This window comes from Oligosphaera ethanolica, assembly GCF_030814695.1.
GTDB lineage: Bacteria > Verrucomicrobiota > Lentisphaeria > Oligosphaerales > Oligosphaeraceae > Oligosphaera > Oligosphaera ethanolica.
The window spans coordinates 1784121-1799876 of the sequence record NZ_JAUSVL010000001.1; the positions used below are offsets into that span (position 1 = coordinate 1784121).

Annotated in this window: 10 protein-coding genes; 2 read left to right on the forward strand and 8 right to left on the reverse strand. The window is 62.3% G+C overall.

Going from position 1 to position 15756, the window contains the following annotated elements; all coding sequences use genetic code 11:
- Positions 1-169 precede the first annotated feature (169 nt).
- The 8 genes from J3R75_RS06015 to J3R75_RS06050 all read right to left on the reverse strand — a co-directional run bounded on the left by J3R75_RS06015 (position 170) and on the right by J3R75_RS06050 (position 10880).
- On the reverse strand, positions 170-1255 hold the full coding sequence (locus J3R75_RS06015) for a DUF7309 domain-containing protein (RefSeq protein ID WP_307260474.1): 1086 nt from the start codon (positions 1253-1255) through the stop codon (positions 170-172).
- A gap of 97 nt (positions 1256-1352) precedes the next feature.
- Complete coding sequence (coaBC, locus tag J3R75_RS06020; RefSeq protein WP_307260475.1) at positions 1353-2516, reverse strand: bifunctional phosphopantothenoylcysteine decarboxylase/phosphopantothenate--cysteine ligase CoaBC; 1164 nt, start codon at positions 2514-2516, stop codon at positions 1353-1355.
- Positions 2517-2600: 84 nt separating this feature from the next.
- Positions 2601-3470, reverse strand: coding sequence for a sugar phosphate isomerase/epimerase family protein (locus tag J3R75_RS06025; RefSeq protein WP_307260476.1), 870 nt, complete (start codon positions 3468-3470; stop codon positions 2601-2603).
- 77 nt (positions 3471-3547) lie between these two features.
- The gene (locus tag J3R75_RS06030) at positions 3548-5392 is read right to left on the reverse strand and encodes an SH3 domain-containing protein (RefSeq protein WP_307260477.1); all 1845 of its coding nucleotides are present in this window, start codon (positions 5390-5392) and stop codon (positions 3548-3550) included.
- A gap of 54 nt (positions 5393-5446) precedes the next feature.
- Positions 5447-6877, reverse strand: coding sequence for an amidophosphoribosyltransferase (locus J3R75_RS06035; RefSeq protein ID WP_307260478.1), 1431 nt, complete (start codon positions 6875-6877; stop codon positions 5447-5449).
- 144 nt (positions 6878-7021) lie between these two features.
- Positions 7022-8419 carry an asparagine--tRNA ligase gene (gene asnS, locus J3R75_RS06040; RefSeq protein ID WP_307260479.1) on the reverse strand — a complete coding sequence of 466 codons (1398 nt, stop codon included), beginning with the start codon at positions 8417-8419 and terminating at the stop codon, positions 7022-7024.
- Positions 8420-9159: 740 nt separating this feature from the next.
- Positions 9160-9945 (reverse strand): PIG-L deacetylase family protein, encoded by a 786-nt coding sequence (locus J3R75_RS06045; RefSeq protein ID WP_307260480.1) that lies wholly within the window; start codon positions 9943-9945, stop codon positions 9160-9162.
- Positions 9945-10880, reverse strand: coding sequence for a sugar phosphate isomerase family (locus J3R75_RS06050; RefSeq protein WP_370882363.1), 936 nt, complete (start codon positions 10878-10880; stop codon positions 9945-9947). The genes J3R75_RS06045 and J3R75_RS06050 overlap by 1 nt, the downstream gene beginning before the upstream one ends.
- A gap of 243 nt (positions 10881-11123) precedes the next feature.
- Between J3R75_RS06050 and J3R75_RS06055 the strand changes: the two genes are divergently transcribed.
- The gene (locus J3R75_RS06055) at positions 11124-13049 is read left to right on the forward strand and encodes a glycoside hydrolase family 127 protein (RefSeq protein ID WP_307260482.1); all 1926 of its coding nucleotides are present in this window, start codon (positions 11124-11126) and stop codon (positions 13047-13049) included.
- A gap of 167 nt (positions 13050-13216) precedes the next feature.
- Positions 13217-15631 (forward strand): DUF6785 family protein, encoded by a 2415-nt coding sequence (locus J3R75_RS06060; RefSeq protein WP_307260483.1) that lies wholly within the window; start codon positions 13217-13219, stop codon positions 15629-15631.
- Positions 15632-15756 lie beyond the last annotated feature (125 nt).

Here is a 15756-nt window from a genome sequence, read left to right on the forward strand (position 1 = left end):
CCGGCGGTGATCTTTGCGGCAGCAGGGCTTGTCCGGCAACAACCCCACTTCCATTGCGTTGCCCTGCAAGTAGCAGGACAGCTCATGATAGCGCCTCAGGCGGGGCGGCGTCCAGCGTCATGCTGCTTGATGCATGATGCCGCGCGCATGCGCGGCGGGACCTACCCTTTCAGAACCACAGTGTCGCGGGCAACGGCATGTCCATTTCGGCGACCTGTTTGAGCAACGCGGCCTGTTCTTTGGCGCATTCCGGCGGCATGGCGTGCTGATCCAGAGCGACGCCCATGGCGGCCAGCATCTCGCTCATGCTGTCCTGGAGCGACAGCAGTTCGACGTGAACCCGCCTTGGCCGCGCGGGCAGACGCCCGAGGAGCTCCAGCAGCACAGCCGGCAGCCCCTGCCGAAATTCCAGCAGCGATGCGCCGGGCATGGCGATTTGCGCGCAAAGCGGGCTGCGGCTTTGATGATCGCTGACGAGGAAGACATAGGTCGCAGGCACGGCGCCGTTCTCGTCGGCCTGTGCGGGATCGGGCGGCGCCAGCAGCAGTTCGAGGCGCAGTTCCTGCTTGCCGGTGCGCTTGGCGGCGACTGCCGCCAGCGCGTCGCTGTCCGCAGTCGGCGTTGACCGCGGCAACAGCTCGTCGAGAATCATGGTGACGCGGTCCGTCCGCCAGGCGATGGCGCCCTGTTCATCCTTGGTGGCCAGCCTCGCCACGTAGTCATCTTCGTGACCCGGCACCACCGCCAGGGACGCCGCTCCGCTCTGGATCTCGCGCACGAGCACCGTCGCCTGGCGCAGAACATGCGCCAGCAAGCATATGTCACTGATGTTCAGGCGTGAGGGATAATACCCCGGCCTAAGACTGCGAAAAACCGGATAATGGCCGTCAAAGGCCTCCGGCAGGGTGATGGCCGCGACAATATCGCGGTCCAGGCTGTCCAGCATACCCTTGGGCACCGCGGCAAAACACAGCCCGGGCACGTCGCAGCATAGGTCGCTGACAAAAGCCATGTCCGGCGTGTTGCTCAAGGACCACAGTATGTCCAAACCGCGAGCGCCGCTGAAGATGGTCAGTTCGCACTGGTCGCCTTCGCGGCCAGTGATTTTTGCGAACTGCAGTTCGCCGTCGTCAGGATTCTGCACCGCGAAGACGTCGTCCTCGCCGAGTGTCTTCCACGGCTGCGCCGCGAGGAGCGCAAATGCGGCGTCGTACAACGCCTGATACAAAAATTGCTCCAACTGCGTGACCGCCATCGGCGTCCCTTTCTCTCTCTACAACGATTAGGTCAACAATAAGTCCGCGGTAAACCAACATCGCTCCGCAGAGGGCGGTCCGCGACATCGGCGGGCATCAGCGCCCCTGTTGCCAGCGGGCCAGCATCAGATCCAGAATGGCATCGGCGACTTCCAGTTTGCTCTGCATCGGCAACTCGATACTGCTGCCATCGCGAAGATGCACCGTCACCCGATTGGTAGCTACCGCAAAACCGCTGCCGGCCTCGGATATGTCATTGGCACAGAGCATGTCACAGCCCTTGCGGTACAACTTTTCGCGCGCATTGGCCTCGACCTCATGCGTCTCAGCCGCAAAACCGACCAAAAAGGGCCGCGAGGGCAAGGCGCCCACCGCTGCCAGAATGTCCGGTGTACGCTGCAAAAGCAGGCTGAACGTACTTTCCTGGCCCTTTTTGATCTTTTCCCGGGAGTAGGCCACCGGCGTATAATCGGCCACCGCCGCGCATAGTATGGCGGCGTTATGCTCAGGCAGCCGCGCCGTGACCGCGTCGTACATCTGCTGGGCGCTGCGCACGGCGCAGCACTCGATGCCCGCATGCGGCGGCACCGGCCAGGTCATCGGCCCGTGAATCAACAGTACTTTCGCGCCGCGTCGCGCCGCCTTCACCGCCAAGGCCACGCCCATGCGCCCCGTCGAACGGTTGGTCACGTAGCGCGCGGGATCGGCGTCCTCTGCCGTCGGCCCAGCCGTGACCAGCAGACGCATGTCACGACAGTCCTGCGGCGTCAGCGCCGTCAGCGCCGCTTCCAGGCACTGCTCCACCGAGGCCACGCAGAGCGCACCCAAAGCGCCGAGCGGCTCGGCCGCCGCGCTGGGCCGGATTAACGCAAACTGCGGCCCCAGCCGTGCTGCCAGTTCGTCCATAAAAGCCGGCTGCAGGTCCGTCGGCAGCAGTGCCGGTGCGACCAGCAGGGGCCGTTTCAGCGCCTGACGGCGTTCTTCCCAGCCCTCCCCCGCCAGCAACTCCAGCAGCTGCAGGGACAGGGGCGCGGCCATCACCAGATCGGCCTCGTGCAGCCGTTCGCTGCTCAATGCCGCAAACGATAACGAGGCATGGCCGGACAGGGCCGAATACGCCAAAGGCGGCATGAAGATATTGGCGGACTCGCTGCTGGCGACCGTCACCGACAACCCGGCCGCGCGCAAACCGTTAAGCAATGCCGGCACCCGCAACAGCACCGCCGGTCCATCCACCAGAACAATGACTTTTCCTTGCATAGTTGGTCTCCGGGAGCAGCCGGACCGCACACCGCAGCGGCCAACATGGCCACTGCCGTCACCGCCGGCGCTGATCCGGCGTCCTTACGCCTGCTCCTCCAAGGACCGCAGATACTGGATGCCCTCGGCTAATTTCAGTTCCGGGGCGATATTGGCGCGGAAATCTTCGATGGTGATAAAGTGGCTGTATTGCTGCTTCTGCAACAACTTGATAATCAGCGGGAAATTGAAGAGGCCCTCGGCCATGCTGCAGGCCTCCCACTTCCACTGCGCGGTACCCTTGGCGTCTTTGTCGCCGGGGAACGGCCGATGCGCCCCAAAATGGCAATGCGCGAGATAATCGCCCAGCAGCGACAGCGCCAACGCCGGCGTCTCAAAGCCGTCCTTCACCATGTTCTGCGGGTCGTAAATCACACCCACGGCCGACGACGAGAACTGGCTGAGAATCCGATAGGCCAGCGAGGCACTCGGGTGGATCGTCCCGCCATGCATCTCCAGCACCAACTTGACGCCACTGCCTTTGGTCAATTCCAGGCAACGCGCGTAACCGGCAACAGTCTCGCCGTAAATGGACCAGTAGTTCTCGCCGTCCTTGCCCGTGTAGCCCGCCGCAGCAGCCAGACGAATAAAGGGCGCCCCGGCGGCAACCGCGCCAGCCAGCGCGTGCTTGAACTGCTCTAGGTCAAGACAGGTCATGTTCGTCGCCAAACCAGCCAACGACAAGCCATGATCCGACAGTATCTGCCGGATCGCTGGGGCCTTCTCCGCAAAATTTTCCGGCGTGACGTCGTTCACGTGATAGCCCCAGCTGCTCGGTTCGGCCTTGGCGCGCACCTCGTCAGACACCCGCCGGACCCGCAGTTCAACGCCGTCGAAACCAAGCTTTTGCAGGAGCGCCGCCTGTTGTGCCATGTCCAGGGCGGGCAGACACACTGTGGTCACACTGTACTTCATGATCAACTCCTTGATGATAAAACACTACGCCGGCATTGCTCAGCCCGGCACGGTCATTGCTCAGCCTGGCACTGCTGTCATTTGGGTTCGGGACGAATGGAACGAACCTCAATCAGTGGGTAGCGCCAGTTTTCGGGACGGACGTCCATGCCATCCAATTGCACCCGCATATCTTCCCATTCCCGCAGATTGATATACGGCGCTATCAAGTAGGCCACGAGCTCTTTCCGCTCACCGCGGGGCTCGCACAAGGCATGCGTGGCCTTGCCGGCACTGTTGGGCCGCAGGGGCACCAGCAGACCATTACCGCTGAACTTCGGCGGTAGCTTTTCAGCCTCGAGGCGCAGCCGTTCTGCCTCAAGCCGTTTGGCGTCGGCGTCGGCGCGGGCCTTCTCTTCGGCCTCGGCGGCCAGGCGTTTGGCATTGGCATCGGCAAGGGCCTTCTCTTCGGCCTCGGCGGCCAGGCGTTTGGCGTCGGCATCGGCGCGGGCCTTTGCTTCGGCCTCTGCGGTCAGGCGTTTGGCGTCGGCGTCGGCGCGGGCCTTTGCTTCGGCCTCTGCGGTCTGGCGTTTGGCGTCGGCGTCAGCGCGGGCCTTTGCTTCGGCCTCTGCGGTCTGGCGTTTGGCGTCGGCGTCAGCGCGGGCCTTTTCCTCGGCCAGGCGTTTGTTTTCGAGTTCTTCGCGTTCCTTCTTGGCCTGTTCAATCTGCACCATGACGGCCTGTTTTTCCTGGGTGATGGCCGCTGCCTGCTGTTTCAGCGCATCCAGCAGTTCATTTTCCCGTTGCACCTGTACATCGACCGCTTTTTTCTCCTCCTGGAGTTTTGTCAATCGCGCCTGTGCTTCGTTCTTTTCTTTTTCCACATCGGCGATGGCCAGCTGCAGTTCGGCATGGCGAGTGCTGCCGTCCTTGATTGCGGATTCGGCGGCGACGACCTTTGCGCGCAGGGCTTCGGCCTGGGCAGCGGCATCGGTCTGTTCTTTGGCCAAGCGGTCGGCTTCCGCCTTGGCGACGGCAGCCAGGCGGTCGGCTTCGGCCTTGGCCTTGGCCAACGCGTCGGCATGACGTTTGGCTTCGGCTTCCCAGTTAGCCCGTTCGGCACTAACCGTCTGCGCCTTTTTTTCCGCCTCTTTCTTCAAGTCTTCCAAGCGGATCTGTTCCAGACGGGCTGAGGTATCGGCTTTCTCGCGGGCCATCAAGGCCGCCTCAAGCTGCTTGGCGGCGTCGGTTTTCATCGCCTGCATGCGTTCTTCCTCCGCACGCAGAACGGCGATTTCCTTTTCCCGTTCGGCGGTGTGCTGTTTGATCAGCTCGGCTTCGGCCTGCAAGGCCTCCAGGCGTTCGGCCTCCACCTGCAGACTCGCCTGTTGACGGGCGAGCTCTTCGGTCAGGCGTGGCGCCACCTGCGCCGGCGCCGGCGCCGCGCTCTTGACCACCTCGGCCTTGACTGGTGTCGGCGGGTCCTGCAGGGCAATGTAGTCCGCGCTCACCCACGCCGTCGCCTTGTCCGGCACCCGCACCTGCCGCCAGTTGTCTGCCTCCGCCCCGACTATCGTCAACTTGCTGCCCTTGCCCACCTTGCCGAAGGACGTGAACACCAGACTGGGGCCGGCGTATAGCAGACACGGCTCCGTCACGACGTCACCATTGGTGGCGACGCTGTCGGCCGTCACCCAGCAGACAAAGTTGTCATTGAGCTCGACTTCATACCAGCCGTCCTTCATGTTCACGACGGTGAGGATGTCGTCTTTCCGAAACTGGCCAATGCGCTCATAATGCGTACTGGGACGGGCACGGACATTCACCTGCGTCGCCGTCACCACGCCAGCCTGGGGCCAGCCTTCAGCAAACACCGACACGGCACCCACGAGCAGCACCAGAGCCAGCGCCAAGGCAAAGACGTCACGCGAAAAATACTTCATGGCATGTTTTCCTCAACTGGTGGCCGATCGGCGCAAGGCCAACGGTCGTGCTATCTATTCGTCCCCGGGATTTTCATGCTCGCAGCCATCCCAACAGTAGGTACAGAGGCATTCCTTCGGGATACCAATCGCCGCAATCATATCATCCAGGCGCTGGTACTTCAAGGACGTCAGCCCAAGATCTTCACGGATGTGATCGACCATCGCCGCATATTTCTCAGTAGTACAATCCGTGTACTGATCCAGATTCGCCTCGCAGTCGCCCTCAAGATGCTGGATGGCCCGGCGCGCCGCCAATTCCAGCAAGGCCCGCGAACGGGAAAAATTCAGGTACTTGCAATTGAACAGGATGGGCGGACACGCCGAACGCACGTGTATCTCCTTGGCACCCAGCTCGGGCAGGCGCTTGAAGGTGTCGCGCAACTGCGTCCCGCGCACAATGGAATCTTCGCAGAAGAGCAGCTTCTGATCGCGGATAAAGCGCTCAATGGCAATCAGTTTCATCTGCGCGACGAGCTCGCGGGTCGGCTGGTCACTGGGGATGAAGCTCCGCGGCCAAGTCGGTGTGTACTTGGCAAACGAACGTTTGTAGGGCAGGCCCGACGCGTGCGAATAGCCCAACGCATGCGCCGTGCCCGAATCCGGCACGCCCACCACCGCGTCCACGTCCAGTTTGCCATCCCGTTCTGCCAAGGCCATGCCGCAGCGATAGCGGACATCCTCCACGTTGATGCCTTCGTAACATGATGCGGGAAAGCCGTAGTAGATCCACAGGAACGCGCACATCCGCATGGTCTTGCGGGGCGGCAGAATCTGCTGTATGCCATTGCGTTCGTGCAACAGCACGGCTTCGCCAGGCCCCAGCCGGCGCACGACTTTGAAGCCGAGGTTGTCCAGCGCGCAAGTCTCAAAGGTCGCCGCCAGGCTGCCGTCACTCTTCTGGCCGATGATCACGGGCGTGCGTCCATATCGATCGCGCGCGGCGTACACGCCCTCCTTGGCCAGCAGCAGCATGGAACAGGAGCCCTGAATCTTATCCTGCGCCGAACGGATGCCGTCGGCAAAATTGGCTTCAAGACTGATGAGTGAGGCGACCATCTCGGTGGGATTCACGCCTTCGCCCAGGATTTCGGCAAAATGCGCGCGGGTGCTGCGGAAGGCGTTGCGACTCAGCTCACCAAGGTTGTTGATCACACCAACAGTGGTGATGCCGAAAGTCCCGAGGTGCGACGAGACGATCAGGGGCTGATCACCCGTATCGCTAATACAGCCAATGCCGCGGGAGCCCTTGAGCTCATCGACATCGACTTGGAACTTACTGCGAAACTGCGCGTTGCTGATATCATGAATAAAGCGTTTGAAACCTTTTTCGCCCCAGACCATCATACCACCACGCTGATTGCCCAGGTGCGAATGATAGTCAGTGCCAAAGAAAAGATCCTGAACACAACTACCTGCAGAGACGACGCCAAAGAAACCGCCCATACTTTTCAGCCTTCTTTCGTTCTAGCCAGTGCTCGTACCATCGTCAGCCGATACGCCCGAGGGGGGCTGTCCGGCGTGTCCGACCTCGTCCCTGACTGGCCTGCCGTTTCACCAGCACGTCCAGTCTTGAGGACCAGGGCCCATTCAGAACTCAGCGCTTTGGGGCGTGCGCGGGAAGGGAATAACATCACGGATGTTACCCATGCCCGTACAGAAACGCACCATGCGTTCAAAACCCAGGCCGAAGCCCGCATGCGGCACGGTTCCGAAGCGCCGCAAATCGCAATACCACCAGTAATCTTCCGGAGTCATGCCGATGTCGCGGATGCGTGCTTCCAGCACATCCAGGCGCTCCTCGCGTTGGCTGCCGCCGATGATCTCGCCGACCGTCGGCAACAGCACGTCCATGGCCGCGACCGTCTTCTGATCGTCATTCAGGCGCATGTAGAAGGCTTTGATCTCTTTCGGGTAGTTCATCACAATCACCGGCCCGTGGAAGAGCTCCTCGGCCAGATAGCGCTCGTGCTCGGACTGCAGGTCCGCGCCCCAGTAGGGCTTGAACTCAAATTTGTCCGCCGCCTTTTCCAGCAGGGCAATGGCCTCGGTGTAGCTGATGCGGGTAAACTCCGCCTTGGCGAGGGCTTCGAGGTTTGCCAGCAGGCCCTTCTCCACGCGCTGGTCGAAGAATTTGAGGTCTTCGGGGCAACGCGCGAGCACTTCCTGGAACAGGAAGCGCAGATAGTCCTCAGCCAGATCAGCGTCGTCATTGAGATCGGCAAAGGCGATTTCCGGTTCGATCATCCAGAATTCGGCCAGATGCCTGGTCGTGTTGGAGTTTTCGGCGCGGAAGGTCGGCCCGAAGGTATAGACATTGCCGAGGGCGCAGGCATGGGTTTCGGCTTCCAGCTGGCCACTGACCGTGAGGTTGGCCGGCCGCGCAAAGAAATCCTGCTTGAAGTCGATCTTGCCGCTGTCGGGATCCCGCGGCGGTTTCTCCAGGTCGAGGGTCGTCACCTGGAACATCTCGCCGGCGCCTTCGCAGTCGCTGGCGGTGATGATCGGCGCGTTGAAGTAGTAGAAATCCCGCTCCTGGAAGAAGCGGTGAGTGGCAAAGGCCAAGGCGTTGCGTACCCGCGCCACCGCCCCGAAGGTGTTGGTGCGCGCCCGCAGATGGGCGACTTCACGCAGACGCTCGAAGGATATGCGGCTCTTGCCCAAGGGGTATTCCAGCGGATCGCAGAAGCCCAGCACGGTCAAGGTCGTGGCCTGCAGCTCAACGGCCTGGCCGGACGCCGGCGACTCTACCAGCTGACCCGTCACTTTTATCGACGCACCGGGATGCAGACGCGTAACCTCGGATGCATAATTGGCCAGACTCGCCGGCGCCAGCACCTGCAGATTGCCCATGCAGGAACCGTCATTCAATTCAACAAACGACATGCCCGCCTTCGAATCCCGACGAGTACGCACCCAACCAGCAACCGTCATCTCTTTGCCGTACTCACGGCTGGCTAGCGCGTCACGCACCAATGTCCGCCTCATTATCCGCTCCTTGAATCACCATCTGCACTATATGCAAAACAAACGCCGGCATCCACGCGGTGCTGCCGACTGCCACACGTTATTGCGAAAACTTGTAATATAGCATGACTTGCCCGGCAGTCCGCAGCACCAAAACGGAATTGTGGATTGCCCCGCAAGCGGTCAGTCATTGATACTAGCCTTTCCCGCAGTATGCTTAGCCAAGCGCGCCCGTCTCCCGAAGCGTCACGCGCCTGTCTCCCAGCCGTGGTGCGGGCTTATAGCCCGCGCCGTCGCAAGAGACCAGCAGGCGCCCACTCGCGCGCCCGACATCCCAGGCCGCGAAGCGGCAGCAGCGCTGAAAGCGAAAGGCGCCGGGGAGCCGGTTATCAATTACTCCCATGAAACCCGCTGCCGCAAAGGTCGGCGGATATCAAGGTACAATGGCTGGGCGGCGAATGGCCGTGGGTTTGCTGCAAATTGTCCCCGGTGTATTCCCCACCGGGGTGGTTACTGACCGATTACATCTCGCGGCCGTGGAGTGGGCGTCTCGCCCACTCCGACAAGACGGCTCATTATACCGTCCTCGTCATCCACGCCGACCGTACCCAGCACGTCTCCCCCGCCACACGGGCCACACGAGCCGTGCGCACAGCGGCTTCCTGTCGCTGCACCTTTGGCGGCGCGAACTGCCGCACCGCAACACGGCACAGCGCCAAAAATCGGCGTTAATCTGCGACATCTGCGGAGAAACAAATGGTTTAGTGCCAGAGCGGGTTCATGGCGACGTCGTCGCCGAGAGCGTCCCGGAGCGGGTCTTTTTCCTCGGCGGAGAAACCCAGCCACGAGCGCCGACGCCAGCCTTCGGCGTGGGTGAAGCGTCCGGTGCGGCGTCCGAGTTCTGCCGCGAAGCCCACCATGACCTTCTGGTATGCGTCCATGCCTTGGCTCACATCCAGCCATTCCTTTTGCGAGCTATGGCAGCTGAGCATGTCCCATTTCATCTGCATGACTGGCGCGATATTGACAAAGAATTCCGGCTCAATGCGGCGCCGGAACGGGTCCATCAGACCATGCGGAATCGCGTGATAGACCACCACGTCGTCCTGAATGGGCGGGCGCGGCGGCCGACACTGGGCGTTGCGCATGCCACGGCAAAACGCCGCCGTTACGGCGACACGACAGCTGTTGATGTGGTCCTCCATGTAGTCGTCCGTCGACTGCGTGAGCACTATCTGCGGGCGGACGTCGCGCACCACGCTGAGGACCTGACTGATGACATCCCAGTTGTGAAACACCTCCAGGTCGTTGCACACCGCCGGGTGCCAGACGGCCCCGGCCAATTTGCAGGCCGCCTGGCCCTCTGCGCGCCGCTTGGCGACGATCGTCTCGACGTCGTCCACCGCCGTGCCGCAGCTGCCGTTGGCAATGGTCATGCAGTGCATTTCCCAGCCTCGCGCCTGCAGCATCAGCATGGTGCCGGCAAACATGAATTCAATGTCGTCCGGATGGGCCACCAGGGCCAAAACTCGTGGTTTTTCGCTCATTAGTGCATCTCCACGGCGCAGGGGCCAATGCCCGGGCGATAGAAATTGAACTGGACATTGGGATGATCCGCCAGCAGGCTCATGGGCACGGCCGAATCCGCCAAGCCCTTGCTGATCATGAACGTGGTCAGGCGCATGCCAAAGGCGTTGTCGTGGCAACCGGCCTGCCAGATGGACACCTTGTCGCATTTCCAGGTCTCCTGCGGCCCCACCGTCGCCGCCACAGTCGGCACCATGGCGATATTGCCGCCGCCCGACGTCCGGGCGTTCTGCATGACGGTCATGGGATGGAGATCCACGATGCGGGTGGCCAGCTGCCGGTACTCGGCCGGCGTCGGCGGCCGCTCTGCGTAGGCACCGGCGCGCTTCACCGGGTCGTTGAACGCCCAGTGCTTGGTGTCGCCCTGCCCCCCTTGCATCAAGCGGCAGCGGACGCTGTCAAAACTCCGGCTGTACACGGACAGATCGCCGGTGGGGAAATGCATGTTCGCTTCCGGCAGGCGCAGCTCGGGCCGAATGCGGTCAAAGCACAGCGCCTTGTCACAGCGTGAAAAGGACAACGGGTGATCCGCGCTCACGGCCACGCCGTTTTCCACCCACTCGTCCATGCCCCAGAAATGCGCACCCAAACGCCCCAGATTCATGCCAGTGGCGTTGACGATGCGGGCCACCAGCGGCAGCTGCTCCGTCGGTCCGATCGGCCCGCAGACGCCGCAGGGATTATCTGGCGTCGACTGCTGCCACGCCTCGATATACTCCAGGGCCTCCGCCAGATAGAACTCTTCAATGCTGTCAAACATCACGACCTTGAAGCCGGGGCGCGACAGCTGCTCCAGGTCGCGCACCGTCAGCTTCGCCACGTCGGCGACCAGGTCGTCGCTGATCGTCGTGTAATCCCACCATTCCGGAGCTACCACACTGCGTTTTCTCATCACGTCAATCTCCCTGAAGTGAAATCCATGCCTGCGCCAGCACTGCGCCGGGCGCTTCCGGAACGCTATTGTAATGACCTTTGCGCCTTTTGCAACAGGACGCCCACAGTAGGCCACGCGGTGAAAAAAACATTCCCCAGGCCAACCACGACGCCCTCTGCGTATATAGTACCCGTCACCAGGCTCTGTTACGTCCTCCAGCACAGCTCACCCACGGATGTCACCCCAGTCAGAAGGCCCTTGTCAATGAAAGACCACGTCAGCACCCGCAGCGCCGCCCCCGCCGTCACCGCCGTCACCCTCACCGGTGGCTTCTGGCAGGATAAACAGCGCGTCAACCGCGACATCACCCTCCCCATCGAATACGACCAGTGCAAGAAAACCGGCCGTCTCGACGCCTGGAAACTGGAGTGGAAACCCGGCCAGCCCAATCCCCCCCACATCTTCTGGGACTCCGATGTCGCCAAGTGGATCGAAGCCGTCGGCTACAGCCTCGCACAATTCCCCGACCCCGCCCTGCAGGCCCTCTGCGATGAGGTCATCGACTGGATGGCCGCCGCCCAACAGCCCGACGGCTACCTCAATGTCCATTTCACCATTGTCGAGCCCGACAAACGCTGGAGCAACCTCGAAGGCGCCCACGAACTCTACTGCGCCGGACACCTCATGGAAGCCGCCGTCGCCTACTACCAGGGCACCGGCAAACGCACGCTACTCGACGTCATGTGCCGCTATGCCGACTACATTGCCGCGACCTTTGGGCACGGCCCCGGCCAAAAACGCGGCTATCCCGGCCACGAGGAAATCGAGCTGGCGCTCGTCAAGCTCGCCAAAGCCAGCGGCAACGACAAGTACCTCAAGCTGGCCGAATACTTCATCAACGAGCGCGGCCAGCAGCCCCACTACTACGACCAGGAACGCCGCGCCCGTGGTGATGCGCCCAAGAACCACGGCCCCGCCGAGATCGGTCCCTACGCAGTCTTCCAGGCACACCTGCCCGTCCGCGAACAACTCACCGCCGAGGGCCACGCCGTCCGCGCCTGCTATCTCTACGCTGGTATGGCCAGCGTCGCCAAAGCCACCGGCGATCCGTCGCTGCTGGACGCCTGCCGGCGCCTCTGGGACAACATCAGCACCCGCCGCATGTACATCACCGGCGGCGTCGGCTCGTCGCGCTTTTCCGAGCGCTTCACCTTCGACTACGACCTGCCCAACGAAGAGGCCTACGCCGAAACCTGCGCGGCCATCGCCCTGGTCTTCTTCGCCCGCAACATGCTCGAATGCGATCCCGACAGCCGCTATGCCGATGTCATGGAACGCGCCCTCTACAACGGCGTCATCAGCGGCGTGTCACTGGACGGCCGGCATTTCTTCTACGACAACCTTTTAGCCAGTCATCCGGAATATCACAAATTCAGCGGCCAGAAATCCCCGCGTCGCCAAGAATGGTTCGGCTGCGCCTGCTGCCCGCCTAACATCGCTCGCGTGCTCGCGTCCATCGGCAGCTATTTCTACACCAGCAACGACGATGCTATCTGGGCACACAGCTACGCCAGCTGCGACGCGACCTTCTCGGTCGCCGGCCAAAATGTCCGCCTCAATCAGCAGACCAACTACCCGTGGGACGGCGATGTCGCCATCACCGTCCACCCCGACCAGCCCTGCTCCTTCGCCCTGGCCCTGCGCATCCCCGACTGGTGCCGCCAGGCCGCCCTCAAAGTCAACGGCAAGACCATGGCCATCCCGGCAATCAACGAACGCGGCTACGCCGTCATCCGCCGCCAATGGCAGGCGGGCGACAAGGTCGAGCTGAGCCTAGCCATGGCGCCCGAGCGCATCTACGCCCACCCGTCCGTCCGTCATGACGCCGGCCGCGTCGCCCTCCAGCGCGGCCCCGTCGTCTACTGCCTGGAAGAAGTGGACAACGGCCCGGACCTCGCCGACCTGCGCCTCCCCCCCGTCGCTGAACTCGACGTCCACCCAGGCCCCGCCGATCTCGGCGGCGTCCCCGTCATCACCGGCCCGGCCCTGCGCCGCGACAAAAGCGCCTGGGATATCAAGCTCTACGCGGCCGACAATTCCCACTACCACGCCGGCTCCCTCATGGCCATTCCGTATTTCCTCTGGGCAAACCGCGACCCCGGCGAAATGATCATCTGGATCCTCGAATAAGCACGCTCACCAGACGTCCCGCGCCATGCGTACAACTGCGCCGGCGCGGGCGCCGATGGCAAACGCACGGCCGCTACTGGCCGAATGTCCCGGATCGTGCATAGTATGCTCTTCTTTCGTGCGCAACCGCAAGCCACGCCAACTGGCGGCCTTTGAGGAATGGCATCATGACCTTTCGCGCCATCATCATCAGCATCATCGGCGTCATTCTGCTGTGCAGTTTCACCTTCTTCAACGACATGGTCATCGGCGGCACCTTCCTGGTGGGCAATTTCATGCCCTTCAGCATCATGGGCACGCTGATTCTCTTTGTGCTCCTGGGCAATCCCCTCCTCGCCCGCGGCGGCAAGAACTGGCCGCTAAGCGGCAAAGAGCTGGCCGTCATCATCACCCTGATCTTCTTCTCCTGCTTCATTCCCGGCCGCGGCCTCATGCACCATTTTGCCAACGTGCTCATGTTCCCGCACCACTACACCCGCACCAATGCCTCATGGAAAGCCGGTAGTCCGCGCATCGCTCTCAATGACATCAGCGACTGGCATAAAGTCGCCGCCGTCCTCAGCGCCGCCCCCGACCAACAGCACGCCGCCGCGCTCATTCGCAAACACCTCAGCCCAGACCTGCTCGCCATGCTGGCCGACAGCTCGCACGACATCCCCAACCCCGACTGCCAATTCCGCGCCCTCAGCGAATTCAATCGCCTCATCCAGGACAAGGCCTTCCACGACGAACTGCGCAGCAACCCGCCGCCACTGCCCGGTTACGCGCGCTACCTGCTCAAAAGCAACGATGACCAGCTCTCCGAGGAAGAACTCCAGGGCCTCACCCGCGCCGTCTTCGACGTCGCCTTCGCCGGCGCCATCCGCTTGCGCAACCCCGGTGCCGTCTCGCATATCCCGCCGCTCATGCTGGCCAATCCACGTCAGGACGCCAATGCCCTCGACGGCTTTGTCAACGGCATCGGCGTCGGCGACGAGTCCATCTCCATGTTCCACGACATTCCCTGGCGCGCCTGGCAGCACACGCTGCTGTTCTGGCTGCCGATCATGTTCATCATCTGCACCAGCGCCACCGGCCTGGCGATGGTGGTCCACCGCCAATGGATCAGCCATGAGCACCTGCCCTACCCCACGGTGGAATTCATGCGCATGCTCATGCCCGAACCCGGTCAGGTCCTCAGCAGCGTCTTTCGCAACCGGCTCTTCTGGCTCGGCCTGTTGCCCGTCCTGGTCATCCACCTGAACAACTGCGCCGCCACTTGGTGGCCCACCGTGCTCATCCCCGTCAAACTCAACTTCGTCTTCACGCCGCTGCTCAAAATGGCCCCAACCTACTACCGCTCCGGCATTCACATCTGGGCGCTCTTCGCGCCGACCATCTTCTTCGTGGTCATCGGCTTCGCCTATTTTCTGCCCAAGGACATCTCGCTGTCCCTGGGACTCTCCCCCTTCGTCTACGGTTTTGTGACCGGCAAGCTCGCCGGCTTCGGCATCGTCATGGGCTCGACCATGCTCAAGCCGACGCTAAACACCTTCTGCTACGGCGGCGCCTACATCGGCATGTTCGCCGTGCTTATGTACACTGGCCGGCGCTACTACGGGTCCGTCCTGCGCCGCTGCCTCGGCCTGAAAGGCGGCGACCCGGTGGAAGTCCACGCCGTCTGGGGCGCCCGCATGGTCTTCCTCGGCATGATCGCCTTCGTGCTGATGACGCAGCTGATCGACCTCGAATGGCCGATCGCCTTGATGTACATCTCGGGGATGCTGGTGCTGCTCACGGTCGTCAGCCGGCTTCTGGCCGAGGCCGGCGTGTACTACCTGCATACCTACGTCTTCCCCTGCGCCATCATCTGGGGCTTCCTTGGGGTGCAATCTCTCGGCCCCGAGCAGATCCTCATCATCGGCACCATCTCCTGCGTCACCTTCGTCGATTCCCGCGAGTGCTTCATGCCCTACGCCGTCGCCGGTTTCTGCTTGAGCGACCGCATGCAGTGCCGCATCGGCAAACTCGCCATCACCGGCCTGGCCATCATCATCATCGGCCTGGCCGCCGGCGTGCCGGCGACGCTCTATTACCAACACAAAAATGGCGGCACCCGCAGCGGCGACGGCTGGACCCGCTACACGCCCATGATCGCCATCAATGCCAACATCGAACTGCGCAACACCCTGCAAGCACAGGGCGCCTTGAAGATTATCGAGGACCGCAGCCCCTGGGAACGCATCAAGGCGATCAAACCCGTTGCGCCGTCCCTGGTGGCCTTCGCCATCACCTTCTCGCTCGTGATCATCTTCACCCTCTGCCGACATCGCTTCCCCTGGTGGCCACTGCATCCAGTGATGTTCTTGACGCTGGCCACCTACCAGAGCATCGTCCTGTCCTTCTCCTTCCTCATCGGCTGGCTCATCAAATCGCTGGTCACCCGCTTCGGTGGCGGCAAACTCTACCAGGACCTAAAACCCTTCATGGCCGGCATCGTCGCCGGCGAATTCCTCGCCGGCGTCATCGCCATCATCATCGGCCTCGTCTACTACTTCACGACCGGCAACCCGCCCAAGAGCTTCGCCATCCTCCGCTCGTGACCATGACAGGGCGCCAGTTTCCTTCGCGGGCGCCCACACTCCACCCGTCATTCAAAAAGTGCAATTTCGACAATGGAATAATGTCCAAGGGCGTGCATAGTATGTAGTTTCACCACCCGACGCCC